Source organism: Pradoshia sp. Z5_111 (assembly GCF_058267535.1).
The window spans coordinates 226,926-241,638 of record NZ_JBZCPQ010000004.1 but is presented as its reverse complement, the minus strand read 5'-3'; the positions used below and the strand labels follow the sequence as shown (position 1 = coordinate 241,638).

Here is a 14,713-nt window from a genome sequence, read left to right as displayed (position 1 = left end):
TATGGGTTTGTTCACTGGCATGAACATTACATCCAGTGCGTTAACAGCACAGCGACTGCGTATGGATGTGATTTCATCCAATATGGCCAACGCTGAAACAACAAGAGGCAAGTATGTTGATGGGGAATGGCAACCTTATCAAAGGAAATCGGTTGTATTGCAAACAAAGGATAATGGGTTTTCGAGTTTTTTAAATACTGCTATGAATAAAACAAATCAATCTACTGTTGGTAATGGTGTTAGAGTTGCTTCGATTAAGGAAGAGGTCAATATGGTTTACGACCCAAGTAATCAGGCAGCCAATGAAGCTGGGTATATCGAGGAACCTGATTATAAACTTGTCTATGATCCAGCCCATGCAGACGCTGATCCAGAAACGGGTTACGTTAAAATGCCTAATGTTGATCCATTGCGTGAAACAGTTGATTTAATTAGCGCAACAAGGTCATATGAAGCGAATGTTACAGTATTCAATGCATCCAAAGGGATGATGATGAAAGCACTTGAAATAGGAAAATAAAATTAGGGGGCTATTAGGATGGAACCAATTCAATTAAACAACTCTGTTTCTTCAATTTTCACTCAAAAACTACCTAAATCACCCAATACTACACCATACGAATCTCAAAACTCCTTTGCGTCCGTCCTCAAGAAATCTATTGAAGAAATTAATACGACTCAGCAAGAATCAGCTGCGATGACACAAAAATTAGCACTTGGTGAAAATGTTGATTTGCATAATGTAATGATTACATCACAAAAAGCGAGTATAACGCTGCAGGCAGCAATGGAAGTCCGCAATAAAGCAGTCGAAGCTTATCAGGAAATAATGAGAATGAGCATGTAGAAAAAATAATATATGCATTGTCCCAACGAAATTAATATTCCCTACAAACGACAGGGAAGTCTCTGTGGACGTTAATATTGATGCAAAAGCTAAGTTCGGGGGATCATGATGAAGGAAACGTTCATAAAAATTGGAAATCAAATCAAAGATTTTTGGAAGAGTCGTTCTAGTAAACAGAAAACACTCTATATCAGTATGATGGCTGCAGTAATACTAATTGCTGCTGCTGTGGTTTATCTTACTTCAAGAACAACGCTCGTTCCTCTATATAGTGATCTTTCACCAACAGAAACGGGATCTATAAAAGAGAATCTGGATGGCAGAGGGATCAAGTCGGAAATCGCTGACAATGGCAGTACGATACTAGTTCCAAGTGAAATGGCAGATACTTTGCTAGTTGAGCTTGCTGCAGAGGGTATTCCGAAATCAGGAAGTATAGATTATTCGTATTTCAGTGAAAATGCAAGCTTTGGTATGACTGATAATGAATTTAATGTCATTAAACAGGATGCTATGCAGAATGAAATAGCAGGCCTTATTAAAGGGATAGAAGGAGTTCAAGGCGCTGAGGTTATTCTCACCCTCCCTGACAAGGGGGTATTCGTCAGCGATACAAAAGAAGAGGCTTCGGCTTCCATTGTATTAAATACAAAGCCTGGACAGGAATTTGAAGAGAAGCAAATACAAGCGTTATATCATTTAGTTTCAAAAAGCGTCCCGAATCTTCCTACAGATAATATCGTCATTATGAATCAATATTTTGAGTACTTTGATTTAAATAATAATGGCAGCAATAGTACGGATAGCTTTGCATCTCAAAATGAAATAAAAAAAGAGATAGAGAAGGATATACAGCGCAGGGTTCAAAGTATGCTTGGAACAATCATGGGTAACGATAAAGTTGTTGTTTCTGTAACAGCTGATGTAGATTTTACCCAAGAAAATAGAGAAGAAAATCTTGTTGAACCCGTGGATGAGGAGAATATGGAAGGTCTTACGATTAGTGCCCAAAAACTATCTGAGACCTATACAGGGGGGGCAGGAGCAGAAGGCGGTACACCTGTTACTGAAGATCCTTCAGACTCATTGGGTTCGCAGTATCTTGAAGGGTCAAATGGAAATGGCGATTATGAGAAGACTGAGGAAACAGTAAATACAGAGGTAAATCGAATACGTAAAGAGATTAGTGAATCACCATACAAAGTAAGAGATTTGGGGATTCAGGTTATGGTTGAACCACCTGATGCCAATGACACCAACTCTCTCCCAGAAGAAAGAATAACTGATATTAGAGATATATTGGGGACGATTGTGCGAACAAGTATCGATAAATCAGAAAATGAGAATCCTTTGACAGATGATCAATTAGAGGAAAAAATCGCGATTTCCATCCAGCCATTTAATGGAAAAATTACATTTGACGAACAAGAGGAAAGCAGTATTCCGTGGTGGATTTATGTTATTGGCGGTGTATTATGTTTAGCGATTATTTTGCTTTTAATTTTTATTATCAAATCCAGAAAGAATAAAGAAATTGAGATAGAACAATATGAAGAACCGATCCCTCCTGTTTTGGTAGCCGATATTGAAGACGAAGCAGAATCAGAAGCCACTGTTAAAAGAAAGCAACTTGAAAAATTGGCGAAAGAAAAGCCTGATGAATTTGCGAAGCTCTTAAGATCATGGATTACGGAAGACTAGGAGGTAAGAAGACATGTCTATCAGAGATAAGAAAACTGGTCTAACGGGAAAACAAAAAGCTGCAGTCCTGCTCATTTCAATGGGACCAGATGTATCTGCTAATGTTTATAAGCATTTATCGGAAGAAGAAATTGAAAAGCTGACCTTAGAAATTTCAGGCGTACGAAAGGTGGGCCCAAAAGAGAAGGAAGATATCGTAGATGAGTTCCATACGATTGCGCTGGCACAGGATTACATTTCTCAGGGTGGAATTGGTTATGCCAAAACTGTATTAGAAAAAGCATTGGGCAGTGACCAGGCGCAGGCCATTATCAATCGATTAACATCATCTCTGCAGGTGAAGCCCTTTGATTTTGTCAGAAAAGCAGATCCAGGCCAAATCCTAAATTTTATACAAAATGAGCATCCTCAAACGATTGCCTTAATCCTATCGTATTTGGAAGCGGGACAGGCAGGACAGATTTTATCGGAGCTTCCTCAGGAAATGCAGGCAGATGTAGCAAAACGGATTGCCTTAATGGACAGCACATCACCTGAAATAATCAATGAGGTAGAACAAATTCTGGAACGAAAGCTATCTGCAACTGTTACGCAAGACTATACACAAACCGGTGGAATTGAAGCTGTTGTAGAAGTGTTAAATGGCGTTGACCGTTCAACAGAAAGAACCATTTTGGATGCTTTAGAAATACAGGATCCAGAATTAGCTGAAGAAATCAAGAAACGAATGTTTGTATTCGAAGACATTGTCACCTTGGATAATAGAGCCATCCAAAGGGTGATTAAAGATGTAGAAAACGAAGATTTAATGCTGTCTCTTAAAGTCGCCAGTGAAGAGGTTAAGGAAATTGTTTATAAAAACATGTCCAAACGGATGGTCGATACATTTACAGAGGAGATGGAATTTATGGGACCGGTTCGTTTACGGGATGTAGAAGAAGCGCAGTCAAGAATTGTTGCGATTATTCGACGCCTGGAGGATGCCGGTGAAATCGTCCTAGCCCGTGGTGGGGGAGATGACATTATTGTCTAGAATTATAAAGTCCCATTATACAGAAACACATGCGCAAGAGAAGAAAATAATCCAGATTAAAAAAATAATGAATGAACAGAATGAGTCCCTTTTTCAAGAAGAGTCAGTAGCTTCTGATTTAAATCGGCTCTTGAAGGAAGCCAATCAAAAAGCTGAGGCAATTGTTTTAGAAGCTCAGAAACAGGCTGACCAAGTTTATCTAAAGATACAGGAAGAAGTAAAGCAATGGGATAAGGAAAAACAAATTCTCATTGAAGAGGCCAGACAGGAAGGGTATCTCATTGGCAAGGAACAGGGTGCTTCGGACTCAAAAAGAGAATATCAGCACATGCTGAACCTTGCACAAGAGACAATGAACCAAGCTAAAAAAGAATACCAATCTGTTGTGGAAAAGTCTGAGTTTACCATCCTCAACCTCGGAATAAAGGTAGCTGAAAAAATTATGAATCAGCACTTAGACGAAAATGAGGAAGATTATTTATTTATTGTGAAAAAAGCAATTAAGGAAGCGCGAGAATATAAAAATATTGAACTGCATGTTCCTCCACTTCATTACTCTTTTGTCTTAACACATAAAAAAGAATTAATGTCCTTATTTCCAAGAGAAACAGAGTTTTATATCTATCCGAATGATGAGTTAGAAGGAAATGGATGTGTAATTGAATCATCCAATGGACGTTTGGTAGCAAGTGTGGATGAACAGCTGGAACAAATCAGAATTAAGCTTCAGGAAATCCTTGAGGAGGACCTCTCATGAAAGTCTCTCAATTAATAGATCAAATTGATACCCTCGATACGTTTAAGAGATACGGGCGAATTAAAAGAGTGGTAGGTCTTATGATTGAGTCTCAGGGGCCGGCCAGCTCAATTGGAGATGTATGCTTGATCCATACCGGCAAAAAGAACAAGGTAAAGGCTGAAGTAGTAGGATTCCGGGATGAGATTGTCATTTTAATGCCGTATAGTGCTGTAAGTGAGATAGCACCCGGCTCTATTGTAGAGGCGACTCGAAAACCGCTCGAGATCAAAGTAGGAACAGGTTTGATAGGCAAGGCACTTGATGCAATCGGAAACCCACTTGATGGAGGATCACTTCCATACGGTTTATCCTCTACAGCAACAGAGCAGGATCCTCCAAATCCAATGTCACGTCCGCCCATTGATGAGGGAATTGAAACGGGTGTCCGCATGATTGATAGTTTACTAACGGTTGGAAAAGGTCAGAGGGTCGGAATTTTTGCCGGAAGCGGAGTAGGAAAGAGCACATTATTAGGAATGATTGCCAGGAATACTACAGCTGATTTAAATGTGATAGCTCTTGTTGGTGAACGTGGGAGAGAAGTCCGTGAATTTATCGAAAGAGATTTAGGCCCTCATGGATTAAAAAGATCGATAGTAGTTGTGGCCACATCTGATCAGCCGCCCTTAATGAGAATTAAGGCCGCTTATACAGCAACAGCCATAGCTGAGTTTTTTCGCGATCGGGGGATGAATGTCATGCTGATGATGGATTCGGTTACAAGGATTGCCATGGCACAGAGAGAATTGGGGTTAGCTGTTGGGGAACCGCCGACAACTAAAGGATATACTCCCTCTGTCTTCAGTATCCTGCCAAGATTGCTAGAGAGAACCGGAACGAACAGTAAGGGAACGATAACAGCCTTTTATACAGTATTGGTAGACGGTGATGATATGAATGAACCTATTGCTGATACAGTACGAGGAATATTAGATGGACATTTTGTTTTAGATAGAGACCTTGCCAATAAGGGACAGTTTCCAGCAATCAATATTTTAAAAAGTATCAGTAGAATAATGGCTCATATTATAGAACCAACTCATGCTAAAGCAGCTGAAAAGGTACGACAATCCCTAGCTGCTTATCTGGAAGCAGAAGATTTAATTAATATTGGTGCCTATAAAAAAGGCTCTAACCAAATCATCGATGAAGCTATTACTAAATATCCAGCAATCATTGAGTATTTAAAACAGGGTGTAAATGAAAAAGTGACGAAACAGCAAAGTATCGAACAATTGAACTTATTAGTAGAGATGGGTGGATGATTCAATGCACTATCAGTATAAATTCGAAAAAATATTAACGATAAAAGAAAAAGAAAAGAACGATTCAGCGTCAAAATATACAGAAGCTGTAAAAGAGTTTGAATCAGAAGCCGAAAATCTCTATCAAGTGCTGAAAAAGAAAGAAGAGTTATTAGATTCACAATCAGAGCAATTAAAACAGGGATTATCCGTACAGCAAGTCAGATATAATCAGCATTTTTTGGATAATCATGAAAAGATGATTGCCCATTATCAAAAGCGCGTGATGGATACACGGTCTAAAATGAACTTTTATCATCAGCTTCTGATTGAAAGCAATGTAGAGGTAAAGAAATACGAGAAGATCAAAGAGAAAGATTTTCAAAGATATTTTAATACAATGAAATACGAAGAAAATCGGCAAATGGATGAAATATCTATTCAACAATATATGAGCCGTTCATGATGGAGGCGTAGTAGTTGGATCGTATGGAAGAAAAGAAAAACAAAGGCTTTAGTAAACTGAATTTGGTTCTTACTTTATTGATTGTTCTGATATTTATAGCTGGAATTGTGGTAATCATTGCAACTTTCTCAGGTAAAAGTATAGGGAGTCAAGCTGGAAAACTTGCTGAAAATATTCCCTTTTTAGGTGAGAGTGAGGAAAAGGTAGAAAAACAGACAAATCAAGCGGACTATGTGAAAGAAATTGCAAGTCTTAAGTCAGAGCTTAAGGATAAAGAGAAAGAAACGGAAAGTCTTGAAAAATTGCTGGATAACAAGGAGATTGAGCTGAAGCGCATTCAGTTATCCGTAGAGCAACTGGAACAGACGATTTCAGAACTAGATCAAAAAAAAGAACAAAACTCAAGATCCTCAAAAGATATCATTGATACCTATGAGAAAATGGCGCCCAAGCAGGCGGCCTTAATAGTAGCAGAAATGAATGAGAAAGAAGCGGTGAAAATCTTATCCTCTATTACTACAGAAACCTTGGCTGACATTATGGAAAAGATGGAAGCTAAAAAAGCTGCCGTATTAATGGAAAAAATCTCGGCTGAGAAAACTAATGGTGCTGAAGATTCTTAAGGGGAAAGGCAAAGATTGAAAGGAGGTGAATGAATGAATCAGATGGGTGTATTGCCTAACAACCAATTTGTAAAAACAACTGCTTTACCTAAGGACCAAGTGCAAATGAATAAAAAATCTCAGGACAAACCTTTTCATAAAATGCTCCAAGACGAAAAGAGCTTGGACAAACCAGAGAAAACCGAGGATCAAGTATATGAAGTACTGAATGATGGAGTTGAAGTAGATGATACTTTGAGTTTTCTGGAAAAAGAGGGACTTGAAGAGATGGAAGAAGCATTTGAGCTGTTAAATATACTGCTAACCAATAATCAGGAAGCTATCCCAAAATTAGAGTTTATTCAACAACTCCTCGGTGAAAATCCTTCTGAAGCAATTAAAGAAGCGCTCAGGAGTTTAGTGGATTCTCAGGATACTTTTAAGGAGATTGACTTTACTCAATTGCCTCCCACTAAAGAGGATATTGAAACACTGAATGGCATTTTAACTAATGGGTTAGCAAAACCATTTGAAGGTTTAACGAATGATCAAAAAAATGCATTTCTTACTCTGTTGAATTTCGGGAAATTGGTTGTGATGAGCCATGAGCATACGTTCAATCAAAAAGGGACAGAAAGTGTAGGTCAATTGGATGCTCTTTTATTGAACTGGAAAGATAAATTGACAGCTATGAATGAAACAAAAAAAGCAATCCCGGCAGATGTAAAAAACAATCCTGCCTCACTAAGAGATATAGGAATGAATGCATACAATCTGCAATCCAAAACGTATACAGTAAACTTCAAAAATGGTGGTTCTATTGCAGGATTCAATCCCGTGCCTGCAAAAAGTGCAGATATTCCGTTAAACCAACCAGTCATGATTGGAGAACTGCAGTTACAAACACAGCAGCAGAGTCCTGCCTTGACCCTTGAAAAAGGTGGACAAGCGGTTGGAGCAGATGAATTTATTAAATCATTTGAATCTCTCTTAGCTAAAGCGAATTATACAAACCAAAATGGTATTCAAAGATTATTTGTTCGATTGACACCGGAGAACCTGGGAACCTTGCAGATTGAATTAATACAAAAAGACGGACAGCTGGTAGCCAAAATTATTGCCAATACACAAAAAGGTAAAGAGCTATTAGAATCCCAACTTCAAGGATTAAGAGTCTCATTGGCTACACAGGGAATTGATTTCGACAAAATAGACCTTGAACAATCACAGGATGCGCTTTTTCAAGAAGAATCTCCTTCTGAAGAGAGGAGAAATCAGCATGAACACCAGGAAGATCATAATGTTGGGGATCATGATGAAGAATTATTTTCAGGCTTTTCAAGTGTTCTGGAAGAATCAATCATTAATCAAGAAATATAGGAGGAATCATTTTGACAACGATTGATACAAGTCTTTTATACAGTTCCTTGCAAAATCAAACGAGGGAAGTAAAAAATAACCTGGATAAGGATGATTTTCTGAAATTATTGCTAACACAGCTACAAAATCAGGATCCAACCAGCCCAATGGACGATACGGACTTTATAGCGCAAATGGCAACCTTCTCAAGTCTTGAACAAATGACGAATATGAATACGACGTTAGAGAGCTTTGTGAACTCACAAAATCAAAATCTATTAATCACCTATTCACAGTTTGTAGGGCAGGAAGTGACCTATCATAAAATGGCGAACCCAGATAACGAAGGTGGGGACACCGAGGTTGTAGAAGGAAAGGGTGTCGTGAAATCAATTCAATTTGTTGATGAGAGTGTGAAATTTATTCTAGAAGATGGAACTGTTTTAGAGCCAGCAAATATTTCTTCCATAAATCAGCTATCAGAGGGCAATAATCTTGCCGAAGCAAGTCGTTTAATAGGGAAACAAGTGACCTGGCTGGATGATAAAGGTGAAGAACACACTGCAGAAGTATCTTCGGTCTTTCAAAGAGATGGAAAAGTCAAACTAGAGGTGAATGATGAAGCGAAAACCTCTTTGCTTCTCAATCAATTGATTAAAGTAGGATAAAGATAAGAGGCGAAGTCAATGGATCAAAAAATTATATTCAGGCCACAATTGCCGGTTGCCAATCCACTTAAAAGTGCACAAAAAAACCAAATGAAAAGTGGAAATGATACATTTGAAAGCTTTCTTAGGCCTGAACTGGAAACTGCAACTAAAGGTATTACAATCAGCAAGCATGCCCAACAGCGCATCCAACAACGAAATTTACAAATAGATGAACATCAATGGGGCCAGTTGGAAGTGAAATTGGCTGAAGCAAGGCGCAAGGGTTTAAATGATTCATTGGTGTTGATGGATCATGCAGCTCTCATTGTAAATGCAAAAAATAATACGGTCATTACTGCAATGGATAGAGACGAAGCGGGAGCCCAAATATTCACAAATATTAATGGGGCAATCATTTTAAAATAAAAAATGGATGGCTGGACCTCATGAGAGGAAGCCAAGGCTGTTGATCGACTGATACAGCCAAGCTGAAAGGGGAAAAATAATAATATGTTACGTTCCATGTATTCTGGTATTAGCGGATTAAAAAACTTCCAAACAAAATTGGATGTAATCGGTAATAACATCGCAAATGTGAACACATATGGATTTAAAAAGGGCAGGGTTACATTTAAAGATACAATGAGCCAAACTGTTTCCGGTGCCAGTGGAGCCACTGCTGATAAGGGCGGTACGAATGCTATTCAGGTAGGCCTCGGAAGCTCACTGGCTTCAATTGATAATATTGATACACAGGGAAGTGCCCAAACGACCAATCGTACACTGGATTTTTCTATTGAAGGTGATGGATATTTCGTGGTTAGAAATGGAACTGAATCATTTTACACTCGTGCGGGGAATTTTTATTTAGATAAAGAAGGCACACTTGTAACGAGTGAGGGATTTAAGGTTCAGAATAATACTGACCCTGGTACTGATATTGTTATCCCTGCTGGTACTGTCAGCTTCAGTATTGGACAGGGCGGCGAAATTACTGGTGTCGATGCAAATGGAACTAGTAGCACGATAGCCACCATTGGAGTAGCTAAATTCACTAACCCGGCCGGTTTAACTAAAGCTGGCAATAATACATTCCAGGAATCTGTAAACTCTGGTGAACCTAATATAGGAACAGCTGACACAGCAGGTCGAGGAAAACTGACATCAGGTCGACTTGAAATGTCAAATGTGGATTTATCTGAAGAATTTACAGACATGATTGTGGCACAACGCGGGTTTCAGGCTAATACCCGAATTATCACAACATCTGATGAAATCCTTCAGGAATTAGTTAATTTGAAAAGGTAATGGTAAAGGAGGCAGGGGCTAAAGAAATCCTTTAGCCCTCCCAATTATGATACAGGTAACCAAATTGAACGGAAAAAAATACTTTTTAAATGCATTATTCATTGAGTCTGTAGAAGCCAATCCAGATACGACTATAACACTTACCAATGGAAAAAAGTTAATCGTCGCAACTGAGGAAAGAGAACTTATACAGTTGATTAATCATTTTTATCGCAGCATAAACGTTTTAGGACATCAGCAGAACCGGGAGGATAACGATGAAGAATAAATTAATCACCATAATACTTGTATTTTTGTCAGCTATTTCTTTGCTTGGGATCATCGCTGTTGTTGTGTTAATGAATTATACAGGCGACTCTGCAGATAAAGAACCGAGTATTGATGAGGTTATTAAATATTCTGTTGAAATACCGGAAATTACGACTAACTTAACGGATAATACGTTAATTCGAGTGACATATATGATGGAAACAGACGGTAAAAAGGCAAAAGAGGAATTAGAAAAAAGAATTTTCCAAGTAAATGACATTGTTATTAAAGAATTATCTGAGATGAAATCTGAACAACTGAATGATAAAAAGGGCAAACTGGAGTTTGAAAATAAACTTAAGGAACAAGTGAACGAGTTGATGCAGGAAGGTAAGGTTATTCAAGTTTATACTACCTCGTCTATTCTCCAATAAAAAGCGACGGACATAAAAGTATCTGAAACTACGGAGGTGATTCGATTGTCTGGCGAGGTTTTATCACAGAATGAAATTGATGCATTATTATCTGCCCTCTCAACTGGTGAAATGGATGCAGATGAATTGAAAAAGGAAGAGAATGAAAGAAAAGTAAGGGTTTATGATTTTAAAAGAGCTTTACGGTTTTCGAAAGACCAAATTCGAAATTTAACCAGAATACATGAGAATTTCGCTCGTTTACTAACCACCTATTTTTCAGCCCAGTTACGCACGTATGTCAATATCAATGTTGCGACAGCTGATCAGCTTCCGTATGAAGAATTTATACGTTCAATTCCTAAAATGACGATTATGAATGTTTTTGAGGTTCCCCCTTTGGATGGAAGAATCTTGATGGAAGTTAATCCGGTTATCGCTTATACCATGCTTGATCGCGTATTAGGCGGCAGAGGTTCGAGTCTTAATAAAGTTGAGAGCCTCACAGAGATAGAAACCAAAATTATGTCCAATCTATTTGAGCGTGCATTTGAGAATCTAAAGGAAGCGTGGGCTAACATAGCCGATATAAACCCGGAGCTATCAGAGTTTGAGGTTAATCCACAATTCTTACAGATGGTTTCCCCTAATGATACGGTGGTTGTAATTTCATTAAATATTACAATCGGTGAAGTTAGCGGAATGATAAATATATGTATCCCGCATGTAGTGTTAGAGCCTATTATTCCTAAATTATCTGTACACTATTGGATGCATACAAACAAAAAGAAAAGAGAACCGATTGAAATACAAGCGATAGAACAACAAGTTCGAACAGCAGAGTTACCTCTGATTGCTCAATTGGGAACTGCTGATATTTTAATCCAGGACTTCTTAAACCTAACTGTGGGGGATGTTATTGAATTAGGTCAGCCAATAGACAGCCCAATCGTGCTGTCCATAGGAGATGTACCTAAATTCCTTGGACAGGCAGGGAAGGTAAATAAGAAGATAGGCATTCAAATATTGGAGAACTTGAAAGGGGGAGACTTAGAATGATGAATAATGAAAGACTTACTCAGGAAGAAATTGATGCTTTATTAGATAGTTCTAATCAGGATGTGTTTCCCACTTCACCAGTGATAGGAGATTATTTTTCATCAATAGAGCAGGATGCTCTTGGTGAAATTGGCAATATATCATTTGGAAGCTCAGCAACGGCCTTATCCATACTTTTAAATTATAAAGTGGATATAACGACACCTTGTATTTCGATAGTTGCCAGTGAAAAATTAGTGGAGGAATTTCCACAGCCATATGTAGCCATTCAGGTGGAATATACAGAAGGTTTTATTGGTTCTAATTTGTTGGTCATTAAGCAGTCCGATGCTGCTATTATTGCCGATTTAATGCTGGGAGGAGATGGGCATTCTCCAGCTGAAGATTTATCAGAGATTCATCTAAGCGCTGTACAGGAAGCGATGAATCAAATGATGGGCTCTGCTGCAACCTCAATGTCGACTGTTTTTAATAAGCGTGTAGATATCTCGCCTCCATCCATAGAGCTTATAGATTTAATGGAAGGGTCTGGACATGATGTTTTTCCCAAAGATGACTTGCTTGTGAAAGTATCTTTTAGATTAACGATAGGGAACTTAATAGATTCCTATATCATGCAATTATTGCCTGCGCATTTCGCCAGAAGTTTAGTAGATGAATTGATGAAGAATACGTCTCCTGATATGGGAGAAAAAATACAACAGAATCAACCACCTGCTTATTCCATGAGTGGAGTGGAACCAACTATGATGTCAAGTGATGAGAGAGTGGCGGGAACAGTATCTGATCAATCGTATCAAGAAGAGCACAATAACGAGTACGCACTGTTGGGAGGTAAAACAGAGATTAATATGCAAAGCAATCAATATCTGGGGACGAATTCTGCTCCCTATAGCCAGCTGGTTCAGGTACAGCCTGCCACGTTTTCTGAATTTGAACACCCGCAGCGGTTAGATGAAAAAGAGGCTAATAACCTCAATATGTTATTGGATATTCCTTTGCAGGTAACCGTAGAACTGGGAAGAACGAATCGGTCCGTCAAAGAAATTCTTGAGCTTTCATCAGGATCTATTATTGAATTGGATAAATTAGCCGGTGAACCGGTCGATATTTTGGTGAATAAGCGTTTGATTGCCAAAGGAGAAGTAGTTGTAATTGATGAAAATTTTGGTGTTCGGGTTACAGATATTATTAGCCGAACAGACCGTCTGAAAAAATTAAAGTAAGCTGGGGGAAATAGAATGTCACACAAAATTTTAGTAGTCGATGATGCTGCATTTATGAGAATGATGATCAAAGATATTCTGGTAAAGAATGGATATGAGGTTGTAGGAGAAGGAGCGGATGGTCATCAGGCGATTGAGCTGTACAAAGAAACAAATCCTGATTTAGTCACAATGGATATTACAATGCCGGAGATGGACGGGATTACAGCATTAAAAGAAATACGCAAAAGCAATCCAAATGCCAAGGTTATTATGTGTTCGGCAATGGGCCAGCAGGCAATGGTTATTGATGCTATTCAAGCAGGTGCAAAGGATTTTATTGTAAAACCTTTTGCAGCTGACCGAGTTTTGGAGGCAATCAGCAAAGCATTATCGTAAAGAGGGGAAGTAAACGTGCAACGAATGCCAAGCTATATAAAAATTATTCTTTTCTTCATTTTGAGTTTTTCCATTGCTACACCATTTACAGAAATTGCGGTAAACGCAGCTCCAGACAATGGCAGCCAAAGTGTAGACAGTTATTACAATACTAAAGATCGTAAGACGGAAACAGGGAATATTGACCAAACGAATAATAACAGTATCTCTGATCCAGATGAAAATGAGACAAATGACGTTGGAATTACAATTGGAGATATCTTTCGAATGGTATTTGCCTTGCTATTTGTTGCTGGATTATTGTATGTACTTTTACGAGTCATCAATAAAAAGAATCGTGGATATCAGCACGGCCAAACTATTGAAAACCTGGGAGGGACTCCGTTAGGTGGAAATCGCTCTGTCCAGTTGGTAAGGATTGGGGAGAAAATCTACATTGTAGGTGTTGGTGACTCGGTTCAATTACTCAATGTGATTGATGATGAGGAAGAATACACCAAGCTAATTGAAGAGCATAATCAGAAATTAGAGACTCAGATTACCATGGATCTTGCAGGCAAGCTTATTGATAAATGGAAAATAAAAACTTCCAGGCAAACGGATATGTCGTTCAAAAGTCAATTTAAGGAACAACTGGATCATTTAAAGGAAGAGCGCAAACAGATTACAAAAGAAATGAGCAAGAAAGGAACACACCGGGATGAATGACTTAATGACCCTCTTTAGCAGCGGGGATGCCGATACCGTTTCAACATCAGTTAAGCTGCTCCTGTTATTAACGGTTCTTTCTCTTGCACCAAGCATTTTAATCTTAATGACCTGTTTTACAAGAATTGTTATTGTTTTGGGCTTTGTAAGGACGGCTTTATCGACCCAGCAAATGCCCCCTACCCAAGTGTTAATCGGATTATCGCTGTTCATTACATTTTTTGTAATGGCACCGGTTTTATCTGAAGTGAATGATGAGGCGCTTCAACCGCTTTTTAAGGACGAAATAAAGCTGGAAGAGGCATATGAAAAGGCCGCAGGACCCTTTAAGGAGTTTATGAGTAAACATACAAGGCAAAAGGATTTACAGCTATTCCTGGAATATTCCAAGGCAGATACACCTGAATCTATTGAAGATATTCCGTTAACTACGCTGGTACCTGCATTCGCGATCAGTGAAATGAAAACAGCCTTTCAAATTGGCTTCATGATTTTTATCCCATTTCTGGTGATAGACATGATTGTGGCGAGTGTTCTAATGTCCATGGGTATGATGATGCTACCGCCGGTCATGATCTCATTACCCTTTAAAATCTTACTGTTTGTGATGGTCGATGGTTGGTATTTAGTTGTTAAATCTTTATTACAAAGTTTTTAGGCAGGTGAGAGAA

General features: G+C 38.6%; 19 protein-coding genes. All 19 read left to right on the top strand.

The genetic code is table 11. The features are described 5' to 3' along the window. Position 1: 1 nt before the first annotated feature. The 19 genes from AC4D4A_RS10685 to fliP all read left to right on the top strand — a co-directional run bounded on the left by AC4D4A_RS10685 (position 2) and on the right by fliP (position 14,700). Complete coding sequence (locus AC4D4A_RS10685; RefSeq protein ID WP_490995894.1) at positions 2-520, top strand: flagellar basal body rod protein FlgC; 519 nt, start codon at positions 2-4, stop codon at positions 518-520. An 18-nt stretch (positions 521-538) separates the two neighbouring features. Continuing rightward, positions 539-847: a flagellar hook-basal body complex protein FliE gene (fliE, locus tag AC4D4A_RS10680; protein WP_490995893.1), complete on the top strand. Its 309-nt coding sequence runs from the start codon at positions 539-541 to the stop codon at positions 845-847. Between the two features lie 108 nt (positions 848-955). Further along, positions 956-2,548: a flagellar basal-body MS-ring/collar protein FliF gene (fliF, locus tag AC4D4A_RS10675; RefSeq protein WP_490995892.1), complete on the top strand. Its 1,593-nt coding sequence runs from the start codon at positions 956-958 to the stop codon at positions 2,546-2,548. 13 nt (positions 2,549-2,561) lie between these two features. After that, on the top strand, positions 2,562-3,581 hold the full coding sequence (gene fliG, locus AC4D4A_RS10670) for a flagellar motor switch protein FliG (protein ID WP_490995891.1): 1,020 nt from the start codon (positions 2,562-2,564) through the stop codon (positions 3,579-3,581). After that, on the top strand, positions 3,574-4,338 hold the full coding sequence (fliH, locus tag AC4D4A_RS10665) for a flagellar assembly protein FliH (RefSeq protein WP_490995890.1): 765 nt from the start codon (positions 3,574-3,576) through the stop codon (positions 4,336-4,338). The genes fliG and fliH overlap by 8 nt, the downstream gene beginning before the upstream one ends. Further along, a complete protein-coding gene (gene fliI, locus AC4D4A_RS10660) occupies positions 4,335-5,645 on the top strand; it encodes a flagellar protein export ATPase FliI (RefSeq protein WP_490995889.1) in 1,311 nt (436 codons plus the stop codon). The genes fliH and fliI overlap by 4 nt, the downstream gene beginning before the upstream one ends. A gap of 4 nt (positions 5,646-5,649) precedes the next feature. Beyond that, positions 5,650-6,090 carry a flagellar export protein FliJ gene (fliJ, locus tag AC4D4A_RS10655; RefSeq protein WP_490995888.1) on the top strand — a complete coding sequence of 147 codons (441 nt, stop codon included), beginning with the start codon at positions 5,650-5,652 and terminating at the stop codon, positions 6,088-6,090. A 23-nt stretch (positions 6,091-6,113) separates the two neighbouring features. Next, positions 6,114-6,713 (top strand): MotE family protein, encoded by a 600-nt coding sequence (locus AC4D4A_RS10650; RefSeq protein ID WP_490995887.1) that lies wholly within the window; start codon positions 6,114-6,116, stop codon positions 6,711-6,713. Positions 6,714-6,746: 33 nt separating this feature from the next. Further along, on the top strand, positions 6,747-8,072 hold the full coding sequence (locus AC4D4A_RS10645) for a flagellar hook-length control protein FliK (RefSeq protein WP_490995886.1): 1,326 nt from the start codon (positions 6,747-6,749) through the stop codon (positions 8,070-8,072). An 11-nt stretch (positions 8,073-8,083) separates the two neighbouring features. Beyond that, positions 8,084-8,719 carry a flagellar hook assembly protein FlgD gene (gene flgD, locus AC4D4A_RS10640; protein WP_490995885.1) on the top strand — a complete coding sequence of 212 codons (636 nt, stop codon included), beginning with the start codon at positions 8,084-8,086 and terminating at the stop codon, positions 8,717-8,719. 18 nt (positions 8,720-8,737) lie between these two features. After that, positions 8,738-9,127 carry a TIGR02530 family flagellar biosynthesis protein gene (locus tag AC4D4A_RS10635; RefSeq protein WP_490995884.1) on the top strand — a complete coding sequence of 130 codons (390 nt, stop codon included), beginning with the start codon at positions 8,738-8,740 and terminating at the stop codon, positions 9,125-9,127. An 84-nt stretch (positions 9,128-9,211) separates the two neighbouring features. Next, positions 9,212-10,009: a flagellar basal body rod protein FlgG gene (flgG, locus tag AC4D4A_RS10630; protein WP_490995883.1), complete on the top strand. Its 798-nt coding sequence runs from the start codon at positions 9,212-9,214 to the stop codon at positions 10,007-10,009. Positions 10,010-10,055: 46 nt separating this feature from the next. Beyond that, positions 10,056-10,277, top strand: coding sequence for a flagellar FlbD family protein (locus tag AC4D4A_RS10625; protein ID WP_490995882.1), 222 nt, complete (start codon positions 10,056-10,058; stop codon positions 10,275-10,277). Continuing rightward, positions 10,267-10,692 carry a flagellar basal body-associated protein FliL gene (fliL, locus tag AC4D4A_RS10620; RefSeq protein WP_490995881.1) on the top strand — a complete coding sequence of 142 codons (426 nt, stop codon included), beginning with the start codon at positions 10,267-10,269 and terminating at the stop codon, positions 10,690-10,692. The genes AC4D4A_RS10625 and fliL overlap by 11 nt, the downstream gene beginning before the upstream one ends. A 45-nt stretch (positions 10,693-10,737) precedes the next feature. Next, complete coding sequence (gene fliM / locus AC4D4A_RS10615; RefSeq protein ID WP_490995880.1) at positions 10,738-11,730, top strand: flagellar motor switch protein FliM; 993 nt, start codon at positions 10,738-10,740, stop codon at positions 11,728-11,730. Beyond that, a complete protein-coding gene (gene fliY / locus AC4D4A_RS10610; RefSeq protein WP_490995879.1) occupies positions 11,727-12,956 on the top strand; it encodes a flagellar motor switch phosphatase FliY in 1,230 nt (409 codons plus the stop codon). The genes fliM and fliY overlap by 4 nt, the downstream gene beginning before the upstream one ends. A gap of 15 nt (positions 12,957-12,971) precedes the next feature. Beyond that, positions 12,972-13,334, top strand: coding sequence for a response regulator (locus tag AC4D4A_RS10605; RefSeq protein ID WP_490995878.1), 363 nt, complete (start codon positions 12,972-12,974; stop codon positions 13,332-13,334). A 24-nt stretch (positions 13,335-13,358) separates the two neighbouring features. Next, positions 13,359-14,042, top strand: a complete 684-nt coding sequence (locus AC4D4A_RS10600) for a flagellar biosynthetic protein FliO (RefSeq protein WP_490996024.1) — start codon at positions 13,359-13,361, stop codon at positions 14,040-14,042. Then, positions 14,035-14,700 (top strand): flagellar type III secretion system pore protein FliP, encoded by a 666-nt coding sequence (gene fliP, locus AC4D4A_RS10595; RefSeq protein ID WP_490995877.1) that lies wholly within the window; start codon positions 14,035-14,037, stop codon positions 14,698-14,700. The genes AC4D4A_RS10600 and fliP overlap by 8 nt, the downstream gene beginning before the upstream one ends. Positions 14,701-14,713: the final 13 nt, after the last annotated feature.

What these genes read in the sequence shown, in the direction of transcription:
- AC4D4A_RS10650 (WP_490995887.1), top strand. Translation starts at nt 6,114, where the DNA reads ATGGAAGAAAAGAAAAACAAAGGCTTTAGTAAACTGAATTTGGTTCTT.
- fliJ (WP_490995888.1), top strand. Translation starts at nt 5,650, where the DNA reads ATGCACTATCAGTATAAATTCGAAAAAATATTAACGATAAAAGAAAAA.
- fliE (WP_490995893.1), top strand. Translation starts at nt 539, where the DNA reads ATGGAACCAATTCAATTAAACAACTCTGTTTCTTCAATTTTCACTCAA.
- AC4D4A_RS10605 (WP_490995878.1), top strand. Translation starts at nt 12,972, where the DNA reads ATGTCACACAAAATTTTAGTAGTCGATGATGCTGCATTTATGAGAATG.
- AC4D4A_RS10645 (WP_490995886.1), top strand. Translation starts at nt 6,747, where the DNA reads ATGAATCAGATGGGTGTATTGCCTAACAACCAATTTGTAAAAACAACT.
- fliL (WP_490995881.1), top strand. Translation starts at nt 10,267, where the DNA reads ATGAAGAATAAATTAATCACCATAATACTTGTATTTTTGTCAGCTATT.
- AC4D4A_RS10600 (WP_490996024.1), top strand. Translation starts at nt 13,359, where the DNA reads ATGCCAAGCTATATAAAAATTATTCTTTTCTTCATTTTGAGTTTTTCC.
- fliI (WP_490995889.1), top strand. Translation starts at nt 4,335, where the DNA reads ATGAAAGTCTCTCAATTAATAGATCAAATTGATACCCTCGATACGTTT.
- AC4D4A_RS10685 (WP_490995894.1), top strand. Translation starts at nt 2, where the DNA reads ATGGGTTTGTTCACTGGCATGAACATTACATCCAGTGCGTTAACAGCA.
- fliG (WP_490995891.1), top strand. Translation starts at nt 2,562, where the DNA reads ATGTCTATCAGAGATAAGAAAACTGGTCTAACGGGAAAACAAAAAGCT.
- fliY (WP_490995879.1), top strand. Translation starts at nt 11,727, where the DNA reads ATGATGAATAATGAAAGACTTACTCAGGAAGAAATTGATGCTTTATTA.
- AC4D4A_RS10625 (WP_490995882.1), top strand. Translation starts at nt 10,056, where the DNA reads ATGATACAGGTAACCAAATTGAACGGAAAAAAATACTTTTTAAATGCA.
- fliP (WP_490995877.1), top strand. Translation starts at nt 14,035, where the DNA reads ATGAATGACTTAATGACCCTCTTTAGCAGCGGGGATGCCGATACCGTT.
- AC4D4A_RS10635 (WP_490995884.1), top strand. Translation starts at nt 8,738, where the DNA reads ATGGATCAAAAAATTATATTCAGGCCACAATTGCCGGTTGCCAATCCA.
- fliF (WP_490995892.1), top strand. Translation starts at nt 956, where the DNA reads ATGAAGGAAACGTTCATAAAAATTGGAAATCAAATCAAAGATTTTTGG.
- flgG (WP_490995883.1), top strand. Translation starts at nt 9,212, where the DNA reads ATGTTACGTTCCATGTATTCTGGTATTAGCGGATTAAAAAACTTCCAA.